This is a genomic window from Pseudomonas sp. GW822-FHT05A08 (assembly GCF_058800485.1).
Genome location: NZ_CM179511.1, coordinates 4,970,530 through 4,992,500, shown reverse-complemented (window position 1 = coordinate 4,992,500; position 21,971 = coordinate 4,970,530). Strand labels below are relative to the sequence as shown.

At 63.9% G+C, this 21,971-nt stretch carries 16 protein-coding genes and 2 rRNA genes (1 of these 18 running past the window's edge); 14 read left to right on the top strand and 4 right to left on the bottom strand.

Features of this window, described 5'->3' with window-relative positions; all coding sequences use genetic code 11:
- Positions 1-442 (top strand): 23S ribosomal RNA (locus AC3RCP_RS22255); it begins 2,450 nt to the left of the window's first position.
- A 139-nt stretch (positions 443-581) separates the two neighbouring features.
- A 5S ribosomal RNA gene (gene rrf, locus AC3RCP_RS22250) occupies positions 582-697 on the top strand.
- Positions 698-830: 133 nt separating this feature from the next.
- On the opposite strand, the gene AC3RCP_RS22245 is transcribed toward rrf, so the two are convergent.
- Together AC3RCP_RS22245 and AC3RCP_RS22240 are read right to left on the bottom strand one after the other, a co-directional pair.
- Positions 831-1,835, bottom strand: a complete 1,005-nt coding sequence (locus AC3RCP_RS22245) for a zinc-binding dehydrogenase (RefSeq protein ID WP_492571915.1) — start codon at positions 1,833-1,835, stop codon at positions 831-833.
- Positions 1,825-2,757 (bottom strand): TIGR03571 family LLM class oxidoreductase, encoded by a 933-nt coding sequence (locus AC3RCP_RS22240; protein WP_101338659.1) that lies wholly within the window; start codon positions 2,755-2,757, stop codon positions 1,825-1,827. Before AC3RCP_RS22240 ends, AC3RCP_RS22245 begins: the two co-directional genes overlap by 11 nt.
- 243 nt (positions 2,758-3,000) lie before the next feature.
- Here AC3RCP_RS22240 and mrdA point away from each other — a divergent pair, with 243 nt between their 5' ends.
- Positions 3,001-4,893 carry a penicillin-binding protein 2 gene (gene mrdA / locus AC3RCP_RS22235; protein WP_101338658.1) on the top strand — a complete coding sequence of 631 codons (1,893 nt, stop codon included), beginning with the start codon at positions 3,001-3,003 and terminating at the stop codon, positions 4,891-4,893.
- Between the two features lies 1 nt (position 4,894).
- Here the strand turns inward: mrdA and AC3RCP_RS22230 are convergent, their stop codons facing one another.
- Positions 4,895-5,881 (bottom strand): LysR family transcriptional regulator, encoded by a 987-nt coding sequence (locus tag AC3RCP_RS22230; protein ID WP_101338657.1) that lies wholly within the window; start codon positions 5,879-5,881, stop codon positions 4,895-4,897.
- Between the two features lie 155 nt (positions 5,882-6,036).
- Between AC3RCP_RS22230 and AC3RCP_RS22225 the strand changes: the two genes are divergently transcribed.
- The 3 genes from AC3RCP_RS22225 to AC3RCP_RS22215 are packed head-to-tail and all read left to right on the top strand — an operon-like array spanning position 6,037 to position 9,016.
- Positions 6,037-7,338 (top strand): MFS transporter, encoded by a 1,302-nt coding sequence (locus AC3RCP_RS22225; protein WP_101338656.1) that lies wholly within the window; start codon positions 6,037-6,039, stop codon positions 7,336-7,338.
- Entirely contained in the window at positions 7,335-8,090 is a 756-nt protein-coding gene (locus tag AC3RCP_RS22220) for a class II aldolase/adducin family protein (protein WP_007928209.1), read from the top strand. The genes AC3RCP_RS22225 and AC3RCP_RS22220 overlap by 4 nt, the downstream gene beginning before the upstream one ends.
- Positions 8,087-9,016 carry a 2-hydroxyacid dehydrogenase gene (locus AC3RCP_RS22215; protein WP_101338655.1) on the top strand — a complete coding sequence of 310 codons (930 nt, stop codon included), beginning with the start codon at positions 8,087-8,089 and terminating at the stop codon, positions 9,014-9,016. The genes AC3RCP_RS22220 and AC3RCP_RS22215 overlap by 4 nt, the downstream gene beginning before the upstream one ends.
- Here AC3RCP_RS22215 and AC3RCP_RS22210 read toward each other — a convergent pair.
- Positions 9,010-9,945, bottom strand: coding sequence for a LysR family transcriptional regulator (locus tag AC3RCP_RS22210; RefSeq protein ID WP_087091837.1), 936 nt, complete (start codon positions 9,943-9,945; stop codon positions 9,010-9,012). The genes AC3RCP_RS22215 and AC3RCP_RS22210 overlap by 7 nt on opposite strands.
- Before the next feature lie 182 nt (positions 9,946-10,127).
- Here AC3RCP_RS22210 and AC3RCP_RS22205 point away from each other — a divergent pair, with 182 nt between their 5' ends.
- From AC3RCP_RS22205 to AC3RCP_RS22170, 8 genes are all read left to right on the top strand, one after another.
- On the top strand, positions 10,128-11,432 hold the full coding sequence (locus AC3RCP_RS22205) for an MFS transporter (protein WP_492571916.1): 1,305 nt from the start codon (positions 10,128-10,130) through the stop codon (positions 11,430-11,432).
- Between the two features lie 28 nt (positions 11,433-11,460).
- Complete coding sequence (locus tag AC3RCP_RS22200; RefSeq protein WP_492571917.1) at positions 11,461-12,690, top strand: Zn-dependent hydrolase; 1,230 nt, start codon at positions 11,461-11,463, stop codon at positions 12,688-12,690.
- Positions 12,691-12,700: 10 nt separating this feature from the next.
- Positions 12,701-13,726, top strand: a complete 1,026-nt coding sequence (locus tag AC3RCP_RS22195) for a histone deacetylase family protein (protein WP_492571918.1) — start codon at positions 12,701-12,703, stop codon at positions 13,724-13,726.
- A 296-nt stretch (positions 13,727-14,022) separates the two neighbouring features.
- Positions 14,023-14,709, top strand: coding sequence for a cysteine hydrolase family protein (locus tag AC3RCP_RS22190; RefSeq protein WP_492571919.1), 687 nt, complete (start codon positions 14,023-14,025; stop codon positions 14,707-14,709).
- Positions 14,710-14,715: 6 nt separating this feature from the next.
- A complete protein-coding gene (locus AC3RCP_RS22185) occupies positions 14,716-15,603 on the top strand; it encodes a LysR family transcriptional regulator (protein WP_492571920.1) in 888 nt (295 codons plus the stop codon).
- A gap of 175 nt (positions 15,604-15,778) precedes the next feature.
- Complete coding sequence (locus tag AC3RCP_RS22180; protein ID WP_492571921.1) at positions 15,779-16,981, top strand: EAL domain-containing response regulator; 1,203 nt, start codon at positions 15,779-15,781, stop codon at positions 16,979-16,981.
- A 150-nt stretch (positions 16,982-17,131) separates the two neighbouring features.
- Positions 17,132-17,758 carry a response regulator gene (locus tag AC3RCP_RS22175; RefSeq protein ID WP_492571922.1) on the top strand — a complete coding sequence of 209 codons (627 nt, stop codon included), beginning with the start codon at positions 17,132-17,134 and terminating at the stop codon, positions 17,756-17,758.
- Positions 17,758-21,396, top strand: coding sequence for a transporter substrate-binding domain-containing protein (locus AC3RCP_RS22170; protein ID WP_492571923.1), 3,639 nt, complete (start codon positions 17,758-17,760; stop codon positions 21,394-21,396). The genes AC3RCP_RS22175 and AC3RCP_RS22170 overlap by 1 nt, the downstream gene beginning before the upstream one ends.
- The last annotated feature ends 575 nt before the right edge of the window (positions 21,397-21,971 follow it).

The following is a 21,971-nucleotide window of genomic DNA, read 5'->3' as shown; positions in this document are numbered from 1 at the left end:
CGCCCAAGAGTTCATATCGACGGCGGTGTTTGGCACCTCGATGTCGGCTCATCACATCCTGGGGCTGAAGCCGGTCCCAAGGGTATGGCTGTTCGCCATTTAAAGTGGTACGCGAGCTGGGTTTAGAACGTCGTGAGACAGTTCGGTCCCTATCTGCCGTGGACGTTTGAGATTTGAGAGGGGCTGCTCCTAGTACGAGAGGACCGGAGTGGACGAACCTCTGGTGTTCCGGTTGTCACGCCAGTGGCATTGCCGGGTAGCTATGTTCGGAAAAGATAACCGCTGAAAGCATCTAAGCGGGAAACTTGCCTCAAGATGAGATCTCACTGGAACCTTGAGTTCCCTGAAGGGCCGTCGAAGACTACGACGTTGATAGGTTGGGTGTGTAAGCGCTGTGAGGCGTTGAGCTAACCAATACTAATTGCCCGTGAGGCTTGACCATATAACACCCAAGCAATTTGCGCTTAACAGCCAGATTGCGGTGTGTGAAGACGAAACGAACCGAAAGTTCGAAAAAACACACAAACTATCGCATACCCAATTTGCTGAAGCGTCGAAAGACGACTCGGCACACCGAATTTCTTGACGACCATAGAGCATTGGAACCACCTGATCCCATCCCGAACTCAGCAGTGAAACGATGCATCGCCGATGGTAGTGTGGGGTTTCCCCATGTGAGAGTAGGTCATCGTCAAGATTAAATTCCGAAACCCCAATTGCGAAAGCAATTGGGGTTTTGTTTTTGCGCGCGGAAAAACCTTTCCAGTCACCGGAGAGCAGTGCGCTTCGACTCAAGAACTACCTCAAGCCGAAGGCACCCTTGGCGGGCGTTAACGTCCCAGGCTGTTGTGGGTCAGCCGGGCTACCCACTTGCCATGCTGCTCACCATTCTTCAATGCCCGCAGTTTCTCCGGCAGTTGGTTGAAGTCGAACTCAATCAGCGGTGCAGGTTGCAGCAGACCCGATACAGTCCCGCTCATCAGTTGCTCGGCGTACTGACGTAGCTGTTGCCAGTCGGCTCGGCTGCCGTAAGCGTGAATACTGTTGAGGGCCACCTCGTGGAGTGAGATCGCGGTGCTGAACGCCGGCAATGGCGCTGCCTCCTGACGATCCTGAATACACACCAAGTGCCCGTTGTAACCCAGCAGTGCTGCCAGCCTGCGCGCCTGAGCCCCGCTGACGGTATCGAACAGCGCATGCAGGCAACGTTCGCCCAGTCGCGATTGCAGCTCGGTTTGCCAGGTGCCTGCCCGATAGTCGAAGACCCCGACCGCGCCTTGCGCCAGCAACCGCGCATGGTGCTGGGCAGACGCCGTCGCCCACACCCGCAAACCACGTTGCGCCGCCAACTGAACCAGCAGTGAACCCACTGCCCCGCCAGCTCCCACCACCAGCACATCACGTGCACCTACAACGGGGACCTTATCCAGCGCCTGCAAGGCGGTCAGGCCGGGGCTGGGCAGGCTGGCGGCAACTGCGTCATCCAGTGACTCAGGAAGCGGCAGCGCCGCATTGGCATCGAGCAGGCAATACTCGGCGAAGCTGCCATCACGGCTCAACGACTGGTGATAAGCCACCCGTGTACCGATCTTCAGCGTCACCGCGGACCCCGCGGCCACCACCACACCAACGCCATCGACACCAGGCACGCGGCCGGTATGCCAATCGGCATGTCCCCACTCGATGATCTTCCAGTCCACCGGGTTGAGGGCGATCGCGGTATTGGCGATCAGCACTTCATTCGCTCCCGGTTGCGGCAATGTCTTGCGGATCAGTTGAAGGCCTTCCAGGCCGGCTCCTGCGGTCCAGCCCCAGGCGTTGTATTCAGTTGGCATGGTGAAACCTCGGCAATACGAATTCGGCAATTTCCTCGATGGCCTCGGCCACCGGGCGTTCACTGCGGCGCAGATGCAGGCCGACATGCTGCACGCCTGCCTCACGCAGGGCCTGCAGTTCCTCGATCAGTGCCAGGCGCCCACAGCGGCCACCAAAGCGCAGGCGCTGCATGGGCGCATGTGGGTCAGCGGCAAGGTCCAGGTGGACGAAGCTGATATAGGGTTTGTCGCCACCGACCTCACGCCAGAGCGCGACGCGTCGGCGATGTTCGTCCGGGGTGCCCGGGTAGGCGAGCCAGCCGTCCATGTGTGCACCGATCCAGGCCGGCGATTGCTGGCCCAGCCCGGCCACCAGCAGCGGTGCGGCTTCAGGACGCTGTGGCAGCAGATGCGCACCCTCGGGTAAACGATCCTGTCCCTGGCTGTGCAACAGCTCGACAGCATCGCGAAAGAGCTCTCCGCGCTGGGCGTAATCGACACCGAACAGCGGATACTCCATCGGCCGGTCACCACTGGCGACCCCCAGCAGCAAGCGACCATCGCTCAACTCGTCGATGCTGTTGGCGGCCTTGAGGGTCAGCCACGGCTGACGCAACGGCAGGACCACCGCGGCGGTTCCGAGCATGATGTTCTGCGTGATGCCGGCCAGATAGCCGAGGTAGGAAAAGGTTTCGAAGACCTGAGCGGCATCGCCGAAATTCGGGTCGTACACCGGTACGTCACGTACCCATAGCGCGCGAAAGCCGGCCTGGTCCGCCAGGCGGGCGAGGGTTGCGTGCTGCTTGAGGTCCGGCACGCCGAAGGGGCGACCTTCGATCTGGCGCAGGCGTTGGCCATCGCTGGACCAGTCGTTATCGAGCGGCAGTTCCAGGCCGACGGAAAAGTTGTTCCTGCCAAGCAGGCGTTGAAAACGAGGGTGCATGAAGGGCTCCGGCGTCTCGCCCGTGGCAAGACGGTCATAGGGATCACAGCGCAGCAGTATCCCCAGGCCCGGCCCACGGAAAAATGCATGAATCGGAACAACAATCTTGAGCGGGGATCACGAATCGGCCGAATTCTTCATGAAAGCGCCGGGACGGTTTTTGGTATGGTGCAGCTCGTTTTTCAAGGGACCGACATTCACCCGCACGGATCAGCGTTCACTATTCCACGAGAAGCTGTAGCAATGCCTGAACCGATACCGATCAAGGACCACGAAAAAGAGACGCGTCTGGTCAACAAAAGGCTGTTGGCCTGCGCGCTCCTGGTGGTCGCCATCACCTGCACCCTGATCGGGCGCCTGTACTTCCTGCAGGTGGTCGAATTCGACTATCACTCGACCATCTCCGAAAACAATCGGGTGCACGTGCTGCCCATCACCCCGACTCGCGGCCTGATCTACGACCGCAACGGCGTGCTGCTGGCCGACAACCGCCCCAGCTTCAACCTGACCATCACCCGCGAGCGCACCACCGATCTGAAAGGCGAGCTGGACCAGGTGGTCAGCCTGCTGCACCTGCCCGCTGAAGACCGCGCGCTGTTCGACAAGGCGCTGAAGCAGTCACGCCACCCGTTCGTGCCGGTCACCCTGTTCTATGAGCTGACCGAAGAGCAGATCGCCGTGCTGGCGGTCAACGAGTACCGCTTGCCGGGGCTGGAGGTCGAGGCCCAGTTCGTGCGGCACTATCCGATGGGCGCGCACTTCGCCCATTCCATCGGCTATGTCGGGCGCATCAACGAGAAGGAAGCCAAGGTCCTGGACTCGGTGGAGTACCGCGGCACCCAGTCGATCGGCAAGACCGGGATCGAGCGTTTCTACGAGTCCCAGCTGCATGGCCATGTCGGCTATGAAGAGGTGGAAACCAACGCCCAGGGCCGGGTCATGCGGGTGCTCAAGCACACCGATCCGATCCCTGGGAAAAACATCGTGCTCAGCCTCGACGTGAAGTTGCAGGAGGCGGCCGAGGCGGCCCTGGGCGACCGTCGCGGATCGGTGGTGGCCCTCGATCCGCAGACCGGCGAAGTGCTGGCCATGGTCAGCAAGCCGAGCTTCGACCCGAACCTGTTCGTCACCGGCATCAGCTTCAAGGAGTACAGCGCGTTACGCGACTCCATCGACCGGCCGCTGTTCAACCGGGTGCTGCGCGGCCTGTATGCGCCGGGTTCGACCATCAAGCCGGAGGTGGCGATCGCCGGGCTGGACTCCGGGGTGGTCAACGCCTCGACCCGAGTGTTCGATCCGGGTTACTACCAACTGCCGGACGTCGACCACAAATACCGCAACTGGAACCACAGCGGCGACGGCTGGGTGGACCTGGACGCGGCGATCATGCGTTCCAACGACACCTACTTCTACGACCTGGCGCACAAGCTCGGTATCGATCGCCTGCACGATTACCTGGCGATGTTCGGCCTGGGCGAGAAAGTCTCCCTGGACATGTTCGAGGAAGCGCCGGGGCTGATGCCGTCCCAGGCCTGGAAGCGCGCCACCCGGCGTCAGCCGTGGTTCCCTGGCGAGACGGTAATTCTCGGCATTGGCCAAGGGTACATGCAGGTCACGCCGCTACAGCTGGCCCAGGCGACGGCGCTGATCGCCAACAAGGGCGTGTGGAATCGCCCTCATCTGGCCAAGACCGTCGATGGCGTGGCGCCGGTGGACGAACACCCGATGCCGAACATCCGGCTCAAGGACCCGGTCGACTGGGACCTGGTCAGCCACGGCATGCAGATGGTGATGCACGCGCCCCGGGGCACCGCGCGCGACGCGGCGGCCGGTGCGCAATACCGCATCGCCGGCAAGAGCGGTACGGCGCAGGTGGTGGCGATCAAACAGGGCGAGCGTTACGACCGTCTCAAGACCCGCGAGCGCCATCGTGACAATGCTTTGTTCGTCGGCTTCGCGCCGGCCGAGCACCCACAGATCGTGGTGGCGGTGATGATCGAGAACGGCGAGGCCGGCGGCCGGGTCGCAGGCCCCGTGGTACGTCAGGTCATGGATGCCTGGCTGCTCGATCAGCAAGGCCACCTGAAGCCGCAATACGCCAGCCCTGGCAAGGGGCCGGACGTTCCCCACGCCTGAGTCATTTGAACATCAGGCTGTCCGGCACCTGCTCACGAATACTGAGCATGTGCTGGATGCTGTCCAGGAACAGGGTTTCGGCCTGGCTCATCTTCTGTTCCCGGTGCCACAGCAACTGGATATCGAAATCCACCACGCCCTCGTCCGGCGGCAAACGCCAGAGCAGCCCTTGCTCGACATCCCGCCTGACCAGGTGGATCGGCAGGCAGCCGATCCCGAACCCTGCGCAGATCAGGCGATAGATCTCTTCAAAGCTGGTGGAGGAGGCGACGATCTTGCCGGTAAAGCCCTGCTGGTCGCGAAACAGCGTCAGCGGTGACAGGTTGCCCCCCAACTGGTCGCTGGTGAAGCTGACGAAGTTCTCGTTGGCCAGCTGTTGCAGGGTCAGGCCTTGCTGGCCGAACAGCCGGTGGCGCTGGCCGCAGAAGTAGGCATATCGCTCGCGAAACAGCACCCGCTGTTCCAGCCTGGGTTGTGGCAGGCGGCACAGCCCGACCCCCAGGGTCGCGGTCTTTTGCAGCAGCGAACTGATGATGTCCGAGCTGCCCATCACCTCGACTTCCAGCTCGATTTTCGGGTGGGCCTCATGGAAATCGGCGAGGAACTCGTCGTAATGCGGCGCCTGCACACCGCTGACGGTGAGGATGCGGATCTTGCCCACCACGTCGTCGTTGCGGCTCTCCAGCACCGTGCCCAGGCGCGAGATATCGCCGTAGATATCGGTGGCGATACGCAGCACTTCCTCCCCGGTTTCCGTCAGCTCGAAGCGCCGCCCGCTGCGCGCGATCAACACGCAGTCGAGCTGTTCCTCCAGGCGCTTGAGGGCCTGGCTGACCGCCGACTGGGTGATGTGCAGGCGCGCGGCGGCGCGGCTCATGCTGCCTTCCTGGCCGATCACCAGGTAGGTGCGCAGCAGGTTCCAGTCCAGGCGATCGTTGAGGAAACGCCGACCGACCCAGGGGTTGGAGGTGGAGAGCGGTGCGGGCATGGCGGCTCCATGTAGTAGCGGTGCTAATAGCAAAGATAAGGATTTGAAAATTGACTAATCCTGGCATGACGGCGATAAAGCCCACAAGCGCCAGAGAGCGCCGCGTGATCAGCCTTCCGCACCTGCCCAAAACTACAAATACACAGGGTCCTTGCATGCACAGCACTCCTCAGCCGCGCCGAGCCGCGGCGGCGGCCTTTATCGGCACGACCATCGAGTTCTACGACTTCTACATCTACGCCACGGCCGCGGCCCTGGTCCTCGGCCAGGTGTTCTTTCCCAGCAGCGACCCGGTGATGAGCACCCTGGCAGCCTTCGGCAGCTTCGCCGTGGGCTTCATCGCCCGGCCCATGGCCGGCATGGTGTTCGGCCACCTCGGCGATCGCCTCGGGCGCAAGAAAATGCTGCTGGTGACCATGGCGCTGATGGGCCTGGCCACCACCGGCATCGGCTTGCTGCCCAGCTACGCCAGCGTCGGCATCTGGGCGCCCATCAGCCTGATCGTGCTGCGCATCATCCAGGGCATTTCCGTGGGCGGCGAGTGGGGCGGGGCGGTGCTGATGGCCAGCGAACATGCCCCGGCCAAACGCAAGACCTTCTACGCCTCCTTCGCCCAGCTCGGCAGCCCGGCCGGCCTGCTGCTGGCGTTGATCGCCTTCCGCCTGGTGACCGGGCTGGACCAGCAGGACTTCCTCGACTGGGGCTGGCGCCTGCCGTTTCTCGCCAGCGGCGTGCTGATGATGTTCGGCCTGATGATCCGTTCCGGCGTGCATGAGTCGCCGGAGTTCGCCAAGGCCCGGGACAACAACGAAACCGCCCAGTACCCGGTGATGGAAGTGCTGCGCAGCTGCTGGAAGCAGATCCTGTTCGCCGCCGCCGCGGTGACCATCGGCTCGGCCGGTTTCTTCTTCACCAACACCTTCATGATCACCTACGTGACCCAGTACCAGGGCATTTCCCGGGCGACTATTCTCGATTGCCTGTTCCTGGTGACGATCATCCAGCTGCTGTCCCAGCCGGTCTCCGCGCTGCTGGCCGAGCGTATCGGCGAGGGGCGTTTCCTCAAGTGGGTGGCGCTGCTGTGCATGGCCACGCCGTACCCGATGTTCCTGTTGGTCGGCACCCAGAACATTGTGCTGATGACCCTTGGCATCGCCCTGGCGGTGGTGATTCTCTCGGCGCTGTACGCGGTGATCGCCGGCTACATGACCCAGGCCTTCCCGGTGCACCTGCGCTACTCGGGGATCTCCATCGCCTACCAACTGGCCTGCGCGGTCGCCGGTGGCAGCACGCCGCTGATCGGCACCCTGCTGGCCAGCCAGTTTTCCGGACAGTGGCTGCCGCTGGCGGTGTTCTTCAGCCTGCTGTCGGCCCTGTCATTGATCGGCGTCTGCGGCCTGGCCCGGCTGCGCGCCAACCCGACTGTCCACCACGCTGCCAAAGAGGTGTATTCGTGAGCAAACCCGAACACATGAGCCCGATTGAATGGCAGGCCCGCTGCGAGCTGGCGGCCCTGTATCGACTGGTCGCGCACTTTCGCATGACCGACCTGATCGACACCCACATCACCCTGCGCATTCCAGGGCCCGAGCATCATTTTTTGATCAACCGCTACGGGGTGATCTTCGACCGCATGCGTGCCAGCGACCTGGTGCGCATCGACCAGGAGGGGCGCATCGTCGACCCGCACTACGCCGGGCACCGGGTCAACGCCGCCGGCTTCGTCATCCACTCGGCGATCCACATGGCGCGCCCGGACCTCAACTGCGTGATCCACACCCACACCGCCGCCGGCATCGCAGTGGCCGCGCAGAAACAGGGGCTGTTGCCCATCAGCCAGCACGCGCTGAAGTTCTACGGCAAGCTGGCGTACCACACCTATGAAGGCATTGCCTTGTCCCTGGACGAGCGCGAGCGCCTGATCGCCGACCTTGGCCCGCACAAGGCGATGATCCTGCGTAACCACGGCCTGCTGGTGGGCGGTGCCAGCGTCGCCCATGCGTTCCAGGAGATCCATTTTCTCGAGCGTGCCTGCCAGGCCCAGGTCCAGGCGCTGGCCGGCGGTTGCGAGCTGAACTACCCGTCGCCGCAGGTCTGCGCCCACACCGCCGAACAGTTCGAACGCGACGACGCCGACCACATCATCGAGCTGGCCTGGGAGGCCGCCTTGACCTTGATCGAGTCCCAGCGCGAGTCCTATCTGTCATGAGCCTCGTGGTGCTGCTGTCCCGCGACAGCCTGTTGCTCAAGCAATTGCAGGCCGCCTTCGCCCGCTGCGCGCCACAGGTCCAGGCGGTGCTGGCCGACGATCCGCGTGCCGCTCAGGCGCAGGTCGCCGCTTGCTGGTTTCCACCCGCCGGCAGCCTGGGGCGCTTGCCCAGCCTGCAAATGATTCATTCGGTGGCGGCGGGCATCGACCACCTGGAACACGACCCTTCGTGCCCGGACCTGCCGGTGTGCCGGGTGGTAGACCCGGGCCACCGCCAGGGCATGACCGAGTACCTGCGCTGGGCGGTGATCCACTATCACCGCGGCTTCGACCGGGTGCTGCAGCAGCAGCGCGAGCGGCACTGGGAGCGGCCGCTGCAACGGCCGGCGCGGCAGTTCAAGGTCGGGGTCATGGGCCTGGGTTCCCTGGGCAGCGCCATTGCCCTCGACCTGGCCGCCGCCGGCTACGACGTGCGCGGCTGGGCCCGCAGCGCCAAGCGCCTGGCGGGGGTACAAACCTTGGTCGGACCGGGGCAGCTGGAGCCCTTTCTCGACCAAGTGGAACTGCTGATCAACCTGCTGCCCCTGACCGCCGAGACCCGCGGCATTCTCGGGTGCGACAGCTTTGCCCGGCTGGCCCATGGCGCGGCGCTGGTCAATGTCGGGCGCGGCGGCCACCTCAACCTCGACGACCTGCAACAGGCCCTGGCCAGCGGCCAGTTGCGCGGCGCTTTGCTCGATGTGTTCGAACAGGAGCCGCTGCCGGCCGATCATCCGTTGTGGAGCACCCCCGGGGTCACTCTCACCCCGCACATGGCCTCGGCGGCTTCCCACGATTGCATTGCCGAACAGGTGGCGGACAACCTGCGGCGGCTGCAAGCCGGCGATGCGCTGTTGAACGAGGTGGACAGGGCACAGGGTTACTGAGCGCCCAGGCAGGCCTGTAAGGCTTCGATAAAGACCGTCTCGGCGCGGCTCATGCGCTGTTCTCGGTTCCACAGCAGATGGATATCGACGTCGGCGATGCCTTCGTCGGGCGGCAGGCGCCACAGCAGCCCGGCTTCGACATCGGCCGCCACCACATGCTCGGGCAGGCAGCCGATACCGTAGCCGGCGATCACCAGGCGCCGCACTTCTTCCAGGCTCGGCGACGAGGCGACGATGCGCCCGCTGAAACCCTGTTGGTCGCGAAAGATGGTCAGCGGCGAGAGCATGCCGCCGATCTGGTCGCTGGTGAAGCTGACGAAATTCTCCCGCTGCAAATCCCCCTCGGCCACCTTCTGCTGGCCGAACAGCCCATGGTGCTTGCCGCAGAAAAACGCATAGCGCTGGCGCAGGAACAGCCGCTGTTCCAGGCGCGGCTGGGGCCGGCGGTTGAGGCTCAGGCCGAGGGTCGCGGTTTTCTCCTGCAAGGCGCTGACGATGTCCGAGCTGCGCAGCACCTCGATCTCCAGGTCGACCCGCGGATGCTGGCGGTGGAAGTCGGCGAGGAAGTCATCGAAACGCGCGGAAAAGATCCGGCTGATCATCAGCAGGCGCACCTTGCCGATCACCTCGTCGGCCGGCTGCTCCAGCACGCCACTGACCTGGGACATCTGCCCGTAGATCTCGCCGGCCAGGTGGAAGATCTGCTCGCCGACTTCGGTCAGGGCAAAACGTGGTCCGCGCCGGGCGATCAACTGGCGGCCCAATTGTTCCTCCAGGCGCTTGAGGGCCTGGCTCACCGCCGGCTGGGTCAGGTGCAGGCGAGCGGCCGCGCGGCTGATGCTCAGCTCCTGGCCGATCACCCGAAAGGTGCGCAGCAGGTTCCAGTCCAGGCGGTCGTTGAGCAGGCGGTCGGGCAGGCGGTTGGACATGGCGCGGGGCTCTGGGTCGAAGGACAGGGCTGATAATAAGTAGAAGTAATAATCAGCATAATAAATAGAAAATTGACTAATTATAGGCCCGCGACGATAAATCCCTCCCAGACAGGCGCCGCCAGAGCGCCTCTGCGTTCCCGTTCTCTCCTGCCAGAAAAATAATCAAAGGAGCACGATCCATGAAGCCTTCAGCTTCGCCACAGCCGCGCCGTGCGGCCGCCGCCGCCTTTATCGGCACCATGATCGAGTGGTACGACTTCTACATCTACGCCACCGCCGCGGCGCTGGTGTTCGGCGCCTTGTTCTTCCCCTCCGACGACAAACTGTTCAGCACCATGGCGGCCTTCGGCACCTTCGCCGTGGGCTTCTTCGCCCGACCATTGGGCGGCATCGTGTTCGGCCATATCGGCGACCGTATCGGGCGCAAGAAATCCCTGGTGATCACCCTGCTGATGATGGGCGTGGTCACGGTGTGCATCGGCCTGCTGCCGACTTATGCACAGATCGGCGCGGCGGCGCCGGTGCTGCTGATCCTACTGCGCATCGTCCAGGGCATCGCCGTCGGTGGCGAGTGGGGCGGGGCAGTGTTGATGGCCAGCGAGCATGCGCCCAAGGGCCGGCGCAACTTCTTCGCGTCCTTTGCGCAGTTGGGCAGCCCGGCCGGGTTGATCCTGTCGCTGCTGGCCTTCAGCGCGGTCACCCGCCTGCCCGAAGAAGACCTGATGAGCTGGGGCTGGCGCCTGCCGTTCCTCGCCAGTGCGCTGTTGCTGGTGGTGGGCCTGGCGATTCGCCTGGGGGTCAATGAGTCGCCGGAATTCCTCGCCAGCCGCGAGCAGGCGCACAAGAGTCTGCGCAAGGAACAGGCGCCGGTGATGGAGGTGCTGCACAGCGCCTGGCGCCCGCTGCTGCTGTGCATCGGCGCCAACACCCTGGGGATTGCCGGGGTGTACTTCACCAACACCTTCATGATCGCCTACAGCACCCAGCAACTGGGGTTGCCGCGTTCGCTGATCCTGGAATGCCTGTTCGTGGTGGCGATCATCCAGTTCTGCATCCAGCCCCTGGCGGCCTGGACCGCCGAGAAGATCGGCGCCACGCGCTTCCTGTGCCTGGTGTCGTTGCTGGCCATGGCCTCGCCCTACCCGATGTTCGTGCTGGTGAGCAGCGGCCAGGCGCCACTGATCATCCTCGGCATCGCCCTGGCGGTGGTGTGCATGGCGTCTTTCTATGCGGTGATCGCCGGCTACGTCAGCGGCATGTTCGAGACCCGCGTGCGCTACACCGCGATCTCCCTGGCCTATCAGATCTGCGGCGCCGTAGCCGGTGGCCTGACGCCGCTGATCGGCACCTGGCTGGCCCATCAATTCGCCGGCCAGTGGTGGCCGATGGCGCTGTTCTACAGCCTGATCGCGACCATTTCGCTGCTCTGCGTGCTGGCCCTGGCCCGTCGCCATGCAGCCGTCCACCGCCTGGAAATGGCTTGAGTGTTTATCGAATCCGGAGAACCGAAGCATGTTGAAGATCAACGGTGAACGCCTGTGGGCGAGCCTGATGGCCATGGCCGAAATCGGTGCGACTGCCCGTGGCGGCAGTTGCCGCCTGGCCCTGAGCGAGGAGGACAAGGCCGGGCGCGAGCTGTTTGCAAGCTGGTGCCGCGAGGCCGGCATGAGCCTGAGTGTCGACCCCATCGGCAACCTGTTTGCCCGGCGTCCGGGCAGCGACCCCGACGCCGCCCCGGTGATGATGGGCAGCCACCTCGACACCCAGCCCGAAGGCGGGCGCTTCGATGGCGTGTACGGCGTGCTCGCCGGCCTGGAGGTGGTGCGCTGCCTCAACGATCTGCAAATCCAGACCCGCAAGCCGCTGGAAGTGGCGGTGTGGACCAACGAGGAGGGCGCGCGTTTCACCCCGGCCATGTTCGGCTCGGCGGTGTTCACCGGGATCATGGACCTGGAGAGCGCCCTGACGGTGCGCGACGCCGACGGCATCAGCGTCGCCGAGGCTCTGCACGCCACCGGCTACGCCGGTACGCGGCCGCTGGGCGGGGCGGTGGATGCCTACTTCGAGGCGCATATCGAACAAGGGCCGATCCTCGAAGACAACGCCAAGAGCATCGGCGTGGTCAGCGGCGGCCAGGCGATCCGCTGGCTCGATGTGCAGGTCGAAGGTATGGCGGCTCACGCCGGCACCACACCGATGCCGCTGCGCAAGGATGCGCTCTACGGCGCCGCGCAGATGATCCTGGCGATCGAAACCCTGGCCACGGATTTTGCCCCCGAAGGCCTGACCACCGTTGGCGAGCTGAGCATCGCCAAGTCTTCGCGCAACACCATTCCCGGCCTGTTGCAATTCACCGTCGATCTGCGGCACCACCGCGACAGCGCCATCGCCGCCATGGAGCAGGAAGTACGCGCGCGGCTTGCTGCCATCGCCGGACAACGCCAGCTGAAAGTGACCATCAGCCCGCACTGGATCAGCCCGGCCACGCCCTTCGATGCCGACTGCGTGGCGGCCGTGCAACAGGCGGTGGACGGCCTGGGCTACGCTCAGCAATCGATCGTCAGCGGCGCCGGCCATGACGCAATTCACCTGGCGCGGTTCTGCCCCACGGCCATGGTCTTCATCCCGTGCGTTGGTGGCCTGAGCCACAACGAAGCCGAAGACGTACTGCCCGAGGATGTGCGCCAGGGCACCGACGTATTGCTCAACGCCGTGCTGGCCCGCGCCGGCCGGGTCGAATAAGGAGAAGGTCATGCGCAGTTTTTTCCACCCCGAACAGCTGCTGCACCATCCGCGCAGCTATTACTCCCGCGGCCAGATGCGCACCCCGCAGGAAGTGCCCGAGCGCGCCCAGCGCCTGGTCCAGGCCGCGCACTCCCTGGGTTTTGACGTGCAACAACCAGAGGACGCCGGCCTGCAACCGCTGCTGGCGGTGCACGGCGCGGCGTACCTGCAATTTCTCAAGGAAGCCCACCAGCGCTGGAAGGAGATTCCCGAGGACTGGGGCGACGAGGTGATGTCGAACATCTTCGTCCGCGAGCCCAACGCCCTGCGCGGCATCCTCGCCCAGGCCGCGCGTTACCTGGCCGACGGCAGCTGCCCGGTGGGCGAACTGACCTGGCGTTCGGCCTACTGGTCGGCGCAAAGCGCGATTGCCGGCGCCCGCGCCTTGCTCGACGGCGAACCGGCGGCCTACGCCCTGTGCCGCCCGCCGGGCCATCACGCCCGGGCCGAAGCCGCCGGCGGCTTCTGCTACCTGAACAACGCAGCGATCGCCGCCCAGGTACTGCGCGAAAAATTCGAGCGGGTCGCGGTGCTGGACACCGACATGCACCACGGCCAGGGCATCCAGGAAATCTTCTACGAACGCGACGACGTGCTGTACGTCTCGGTGCACGGCGACCCGACCAACTTCTACCCGGGCGTCGCCGGTTTCGCCGACGAGTGCGGCAGCGGCGCGGGGCAGGGCTACAACCTCAACCTGCCAATGGCCCACGGCGCCAGCGAAGCCGAATTCCTCGCCCAGCTGGAAACCGCCCTGGCGGCGGTGAAAAGCTTCGACGCGCAAGTGCTGGTGCTGTCCCTGGGTTTCGACATCTACGAACTCGACCCGCAAAGCAAAGTGGCGGTAACCCGCGCAGGTTTCGCCCGCCTCGGCGAACGCATCCGCAGCCTCGGCCTGCCGTGCCTGATCGTGCAGGAAGGCGGCTACCACCTGGAAAGCCTGGAAGACAACGCACGGGCATTCTTTGCCGAAGCTGGGGCCTGGAAGCTCTGATCGAGGCGATTGTGAGATCGCTTCGCGGGCAAGCCTCGCTCCTACGCAAGCACAGGTGCCGCCGTCCGTAGGAGCGAGGCTTGCCCGCGATAAACGTCAACGATAACGCGGGGCTCGCCCTTCATGGGCGGTGCTTTGGCAGACAGCCGCTGAGCGGTGAACCACGCATATTGCAGATTGCCGAACATCCCTATTTGTGCGAAAACCGCACAGACCCTGTGCTACCTGCGCTGTGTTCGAGCTTGAGGTATTTCCCTAGCATTTGTTTATTCACTCTACCGAAGAAGGAAATACCCATGCAACGTTTTACCCGTCGTTTCCTCGCCGCCTGTGCATTTTCCGGCATTGTGGCCAGCACTGCTGCCTTGGCTGAAGGCCATCCGACCATTCGTGCCATGTCGGGCGCCATGCCGATCAACGAGTTGCCGGCCGGCAAGTCCGCACTGCTGGTGATCGACTTCCAGAACGAATACTTCACCGGCAAGATGCCGATCCCGGACGGCACCAAGGCCCTGGCCAATACCCGTGAGCTGATCAAGTTCGCCGACAGCCACAACCTGCCGGTCTATCACGTCCAGCACGTTGCACCGGCCGGTTCCGCTGTGTTCGCCATCGATGGCGAAACCGTGAAGTTCCACCCCGACATGCAGCCGCGGGCCAAGGACAGGGTGCTGCAGAAAAGCACGGTCAGCGTCTTCGCCAGTACCGATCTGGATAAGCGCCTGAAGAGCGCCGGGATCGAGAACCTGATCATCTCCGGCCTCATGACCCACGCCTGTGTCGCCGGTGCCGCCCGTGACGCCGCGCCCCTGGGCTACAAGGTCATAGTCGCCTCCGACGCCTCGGCCACTCGCGACATTACCCGGGTCAACGGCGACAAGGTCGACAAGGACGCCTTGCACAAGGCCGCGCTGGCCGAGATCGAGGACACCTTCGGCGACGTGATGACCACCGCCCAGATCCTCAAATTGCCGGTGCGCTAAACCGCTATGAATCAGATGCTCGCCATGCGTGTGTTCCGCTGTATCGTCGAAGCCCAGGGGTTTTCCGCCGCCGCCGAGCGGCTGGACACCACGCATTCCTCGGTGTCGCGACATTTGCAGCAACTGGAGTCCACGCTTGGCGTGCGTCTGATCAATCGCAACACCCGGCGCATGAGCCTCACCGCGGCGGGCGAGCGTTATTACACCGCCTGCGTGGACATCCTGGATCGCGTCGATGCCGCGTCCCAGGCCGTGACCCTGGAGCAGGAACGCCCCTCCGGGTTGCTGCGCATCAGTGCGCCGCTGGTGGTCGGCACCCTGGAGCTGGCCCATTGGCTGCCGGCGTTCCAGCAGCGGTATCCGGACATCCAGGTCGATCTGTCCTGCTCGGACCCTTTTGTCGATCTGGTGGCCGATGGCTTCGATGTGGCCATCCGCATCTGCGGGCCCTTGGCCGACAGCAGCCTGGTCGCGCGCTTGCTTACGGTCTCGCCCATGGTGATGGTCGCGTCATCGGCCTACGTCTTCAGGTGCGGCCTGCCACGCAGCGTCACCGAACTCAGCGCGCATCGGCTGCTGACCTTTGCCTCGGCCACGCAGTGGTCCCTGGTGAGTGAAAAAGCTGAGCCGGTCACCGTGACCGCCGACAGCCGTTTTCACACCGACACCATCACCGCGTTGCACGCCTGCGCCCTGGCGGGTGGGGGCATTGCCGCCTTTACCCTGGCCACCGTGCAGGACGACCTGTTGGCCGGCAGGCTGGTGCGGATTCTTCCCGACTACACCCTCGGTGTGCGTCATTACTATGCGCTATACCCCCATGCCCGGAACCTGCCCGCCAAGGTCAGGGCATTTGTCGATTTCATGGCCGAGTATTACCGAGCCAAGTCGTGACCCTGGGGCTGTCCGGCCGCTCTCCGTTCACTCATCGCGCTCAGCCCCTGGCGTAGGTGCCTGACACTCGGGCTTGGGAAAATTCCTACAAGTCTCTGGGAAGGCCCCTGCTCAAAACTCCGCCATCGCCTAGCAGAATGCCTCTCCCTGGCTCCATGGCAATGGCAGACGAACGATGACCTCCCTGCGTATTCTGGTTTTAGAAAAACACTCGGCTCAGCGCAGTGCCGTGGTCGCTGCGCTGCAGCAACTGGGTGTTTTCGATATTTTGCAGGCCAGCAGCGGAGAACAGGCGTTGGCCTTGATGCAACGCCAGGGCCAGGTGGATGTGGCCCTGTGCGACCTGGCCCACATGGGCATGGACTGCCTGGATTTCCTCAACTGCGTGGGCCAGCTGTCGATGGTCCGGGCAGTGATTCTCTACTGCGAGTTTCAACCACAGTTGCGCCGGGCCATCGAACAGATGGCCTCGTTTTCCGGGGTGGAACTGCTGGGAACCCTGAGCACGCCGATACAGGCCAAGGCCCTGCAAAAGATCCTGCAGCGTTACCAGCACCAATGCCAGGCGACGGCAGCGGCGCCTGTGCCCGTGACGAGCTTGCCCAACGAAGAAGACATTCGCCGTGGGCTGGCCCTGGGCGAGTTCCGCGCGTTCTTCCAGCCCAAGTTTTTCCTGGCCAATGGTCAGGTGGCCGGGGCTGAAGTCCTGGCGCGCTGGCAGCACCCGTCGAAGGGCTTGCTGCTGCCCAGGGATTTTCTCGCGGCCGTGCTGGCCTACGACCTGATCGACGAGATGTTCAAGCAGTTGCTGGAACAGGGCCTGAGCCTGCTGGGCATGTTGCAGCGGGGTGGGCGCCCGCTGGAGATGTCGTTCAACCTGCATGCATCGCAACTGTTGGAGGCGGGGCTGACCGACCATATTCGCCAGGCGCTCAAGCGCCATCGGGTATCGGCTGCGGCCCTGACCTTCGAGCTGGCGGAGAACGGTCTGCTGGAGATCCAGCCGAGGATTCAGGAGAGCCTGCTGCGTTTGCGGGTCATGGGCTGCGGGCTGTCGATCGATGATTTCGCCGTGGGTTTTTCCTCGCTGAAACTGCTCTGCCAGTTACCCTTCAGCGAGATCAAGCTGGACGGTGAATTTGTCCGCAGCATCCAGGAGCCGCGCAGTAAAGCGGTGATTGCCAGCACGGTGGCCTTGGCCCGCTCACTGAGTATGTCGCTGGTGATCGAAGGGGTGAGCAATCAGCAAGAGTGCTATGCGCTGATCAATATGGGATGTGAAGTGGGTCAGGGTTTTTACTACGCCCAGCCCATGTCTTCCCATGAGCTGTTAACGTGGCTGCGGGCACCCACCATCGCCGGGCAGGAAGAGGGTTAGCCAGCGCTGCGCGGGTGAGGAAAACACACGCAGCGCCGCTTTGTAAAAGCTCATATATGCTAAAAGCCGTAGCGGGATATCAGGCGCTTTGCGTGTAGCATCCTGATCCCTTCCGACTCGATTCTCGTTCCCCCATTTACTGAGGCTCCTATGCTCAAAGCCGTGATTGTGGACGATCACCCGTTCATTCGTTCGACCGTGAGGATGATCCTCAAGCAGGAGCAGTACGAGGTCGTGGCGGAAACCGACAACGGCGCCTCGGCCGTCCAGCTGACCCGCGAACATCAGCCCAACCTGGTGCTGCTGGATATCTCCATGCCGGGGGTCGACGGCCTGGATGCCCTCAACCGCATCTCGGCGTTGAAGCTGCCGGTGAAGGTCCTGGTCCTGACGTCCTTGTCCCCGGTGTTCTTTTCGATGCGCTGCATGCGGGCGGGGGCCGCCGGCTACGTGTCGAAGGCCGATGACCTGGACGAGCTGGTGAAGGCCATCAACGCCATCAAGTCCGGCTATACCTTCTTCCCCGACCTGACCCTGAACTCGGTGCGCCGGGGGGACGTGGAAGCCTCGGAGCAGGCGTTGATCGAGAGCCTTTCCGACCGGGAACTGTCGATCCTGCAGCAACTGGCCAAAGGCTTGAGCAACAAGCAGATCGGTGACGACTTGCTCCTGAGCAACAAGACCATCAGCACCTATAAGGCCCGGTTGATCGAGAAGCTCAATGTGAGCTCGCTGGTGCACCTTTCGGAACTGGCCAAGCGCAATAACCTGATCTGATGAAGTCTTCACTGCGCTTGTGCCTGGCCCTGCTGGTGCTGCTGTCGCCGGTATTCGTGGTGGCCCACGCCGCTGATGAGGCCGAGGCGGAAACCCTGCAATTGCTCGGGCGCTCCACTCTGGGTGAACACCAGGTCGAGCTGGCCGAGGCGGACTGGAGCTGGTTGCGCAAAAAAGGCACCTTGTACCTCGGGGTTTCGGCGCCGGATTACCCGCCCTTCGACGTGACCGGCACCGGTCGCGATTACGAAGGGCTGACCGCCGATTACGTGGGGCTGCTGGCGCAGCTGCTGCATGTCCAGGTGCAGGTGCGTCGCTTCCCGTCCAGGGCCGATGTGATCCGTGCGCTGAAAGACGGTGAAGTCGACCTGCTGGGCACCGCCAACGGTTTCGAAGAGAGCGACCCCGAGCTGGTGATGTCGGCCGCCTATGCCGACGATCAACCGATGATCGTCACCCGTAGCGACGAAGGTGCTTCGTTTGCCGGGGACATGGCGGGGAAAAAGATTTCCATGCTGTACCACTACCTGCCGCCGCAGAGCGTCAGTCGCGCCTATCCCGATGCCGAGCTGCAACTCTACCCTTCGACGTTGAGCGCGATCGGCGCCGTGGCCTTCGGCAAGGCCGACGCCTACCTCGGTGATGCCATCAGCGCCAATTACCTGATCGGCATGAACTACCTGAACAATGTCCAGCTCAGCGACTTCTCGCGGCTGGAGGGCAGCCGCTTTGCCTTTGCCTTGTCCGCCCGCAACACCCGGCTGCTGGGCATCACCAATGCCGCCATCGCGGCGATTCCCATCGGCGAGCGCATGGCCATCCTGCGGCGCTGGGGGGCCTCCGAGATGAATATCCCGGGGCAGAATCGCCTGCACCTCACGCCCAAGGAACAACGCTGGCTGGAACAGCACCCCAGGGTCACGGTGGCGGCGATGGAGAACTTCCTGCCGCTGTCGTTCTTCGACAAAAAAGGCGCCCTGCGTGGCGTCAGCGCCGACGTGCTGGCCAAGGTCAGCCTGCGCACCGGCTTGAAGTTCGACATGGTGCGCGGCACCTCGATGGCCCGGCAGATCGACAACCTGCAGGCCGGCAAGGTCGATCTGCTGGCCGCCTTGACCCCGAGTGCCGAGCGGGAAGGGCAGATGCGCTTCACCCGGCCTTATCTGTCGACCCCTTATGTGTTGATCACCCGTATCAGTCCGCAAAGCCCGGCGACCCTGGATGAGATGGCCGGCAAACGCCTGGCGATCATTCGCGGCATGTTCCTTACCGACTACATCGCCAGCCGTTTTGCGCAGGTGCAGATCGTCTATGCGGACAACGCCGCCCAGGTCATGGCGATGGTCGCCAAGGGCGAGGTGGATGCCGGCGCCAACTCCCTGCTCAGTGCCCGCTACATGATTTCCCGGCAGTATCGGGACCGTTTGCAGGTCACCAGCACCGTGGGCATCGAGCCCGCCCGGTTCGCCTTCGTCACCCAGCGCGGCGACCTGGAACTGTACGCCATCCTGGAAAAGGCCCTGCTGAGCATCTCGCCGGAAGAAATGGCCGAGATCACCAATCGCTGGCGCAGCGAGGTGGTGATCGACGACACCTTCTGGCTGCGCAATCGCGACGCGATCGTCCAGGGCTTCTTTATCGCTGGTGTGTTGCTGCTGCTGGCGTTCGTCTGGATCGCCTACCTGCGCCGCTTGATCCAGCGGCGCGAAGTGGCCGAGCGGGCGCTGAACAACCAGCTGGAGTTCATGCGGGTGCTGATCGACGGCACGCCGCATCCGATCTACGTGCGTGACCTCGAAGGGCGCATGGTGATCTGCAACTCCAGTTACCTCGAGGTCCTGGGCCTGAGCAACGACGAGGTGCTGGGCAAACTCATCACGGAAAGCGTGTTTACCGACAGCGCCGAAGCCGCTGCCTACCACGACGAGTACCTGCAAGTGCTGCGCGACGATGTGTCGAAAGTCCAGGATCGCGCGCTGGTCCTGCCCGATGGTCGCCGGCTGACGATCTATCACTGGATGCTGCCGTACAAGGACAGCGAAGGGACCATCACCGGCATGATCGCCGGCTGGATCGATGTCAGCGAGCGCGAGCAACTGCTGGGCATGGTCCAGGAAGCCAACCGGGCCAAGACCACCTTCCTGGCGACCATGAGCCATGAAATCCGCACGCCGCTGAACGCGGTGATCGGCATGCTCGAACTGGCCCTGAAAAAGTCCGACCAGGGCGTGCTCGACCGCTTTGCCATCGAGGTCGCGTCGGGGGCAGCCCACGGCCTGCTGGACCTGATCGGCGACATCCTCGACATCGCCCGCATCGAGTCCGGCAAGCTGTCCCTGACCCCCGGCCGCGCCAACCTCAGGGAACTGGTCAGGTCGGTGGCGCGGATCTTCGAGGGCCTGGCGGAGCAGAAACAGCTGAAGCTGGAGCTGACACTGGATGCCCGCGCCGATTGCGATGTGTCGATCGACCCGCTGCGTTTAAAGCAGGTCATTTCCAACCTGGTCAGCAACGCCATCAAGTTCACCACCGAAGGCGAGGTGCGCCTGCTCCTGGAAGTGCTGGCCGACGCCCCCGGCGAGCCGCTGTCGATACGGCTGCGGGTGGAGGACAGTGGCCAGGGCATTTCCGTCGAGGACCAGCAGCGCCTGTTCAGCCCCTTCACCCAGGCCAGCAACAACAACCAGTCCGGGCGCAGCGGCTCGGGCCTGGGGCTGGTCATCAGCCGTACCCTGTGCGAAATGATGGGCGGTCAACTGCACTTGCACAGCGTGCTGGGGCAGGGCACGCAAATCGAAGTGTTGCTGCAGATGCCGGTCCTCGAGCCGCTGCCCCCTGAAGCACCCTCTGCGACTGAAGCCTCGCTCCAGCAGCCACTGAAGATTCTGGTGGTCGACGACTACCCGGCCAACCGCCTGCTGCTGTCCAAGCAGCTGGGCTACCTGGGCCACGAGATGGTCGAGGCCCAGGACGGCGCCCATGGCTTGCGCGCCTGGCGCAAGCAGCGTTTCGATGTGGTGATCACCGACTGCAATATGCCGATCATGAACGGCTATGCCCTGTCGCGCGCGATCCGTGCCGAGGAAGCGGACCGGCGCCTGGCGCCGTGCCTGATCATCGGCTTTACCGCCAACGCGCAACCGGATGAAAAGACCCGTTGCCTGGAGGCGGGCATGGACGACTGCCTGTTCAAGCCCATCAGCCTGGAATCGCTCAAGCAGCGCCTGGACCGGTTCGAGCCGGTCGTCGTGGCGGTGCCGGCGGATCAGGCCGCCGAGGAGCAGGTCGACGACATCGACTTCGCCGCCCTGGAAAAACTGGTCCGCGGCGATCAGGCGGCGATGCGCGAACTGCTGAACGACCTGGCGCTGAGCAACCAGCAGGACATGGCCCGGCTGGCCGAAGACTGCTCCACCCAGGACGGGCAGGAACTCTCCGACCTGGCGCACAAGGTCAAGGGCGGCGCGCGCATCGTCAAGGCGCGACGCCTGATCCTGGCCTGCGAGCAACTGGAGGCCGCCTGTGAAGCGAAGGCAGACGGGCAGGCCCTGCGGCGGGCGGGTGCTGCGTTGAAAGAGGAAATGTCCGCGCTGGCGACGGCGTTGGACACGTACACCGAGTCACTCGAGAACCGGTGAATCCACACGGCCGCAGCGCTGTTTAAAACAGTGCTCCGGCCAGTCGCCGGCTTGATCGGGCAGGTGAAATCGCAACCTTTACCGGGCACCGGCCGATGCTTGAGCAACTGGCGCCGAATACTGCCGGGTGACCCCTTGAGTCAACACGGGCCGGCCATAAAGGCGGTATCGCTCACCCAGCGTCATACGGCGCCTGCCCTGCACTGCATGGGCTTGTGGAGCGCCGAGGTCATGCGATGGGCATGGCTGTGGATTCAGCACGGCAGGGCAGGTCGCCGCCGCGCCCACCCGCCAATCACCCCGGTTACCGGCAGTCTGGCTGTGGCATAGGCAGGGCGTCGGCTGCTCGAACAACAGGGCTCGCACATACCGGGTTTTGCCGCGAGGCTCAGCGTCTTTGAGGTTTTGTTCAGGCGGGGCCAGTGCCTGGCAACTTATCGGACACCCAGGCGCCAACGAGTGTGCGGGGCATGAGGCGGGACAAGCGGCTGAGCAACAGAGAGCGACTTTCCGGCGTGCGCTTTGCTTAGCGAAGGCACGATAAACCGGGGGCGGCAGGCAGGGTTCAACAAGGG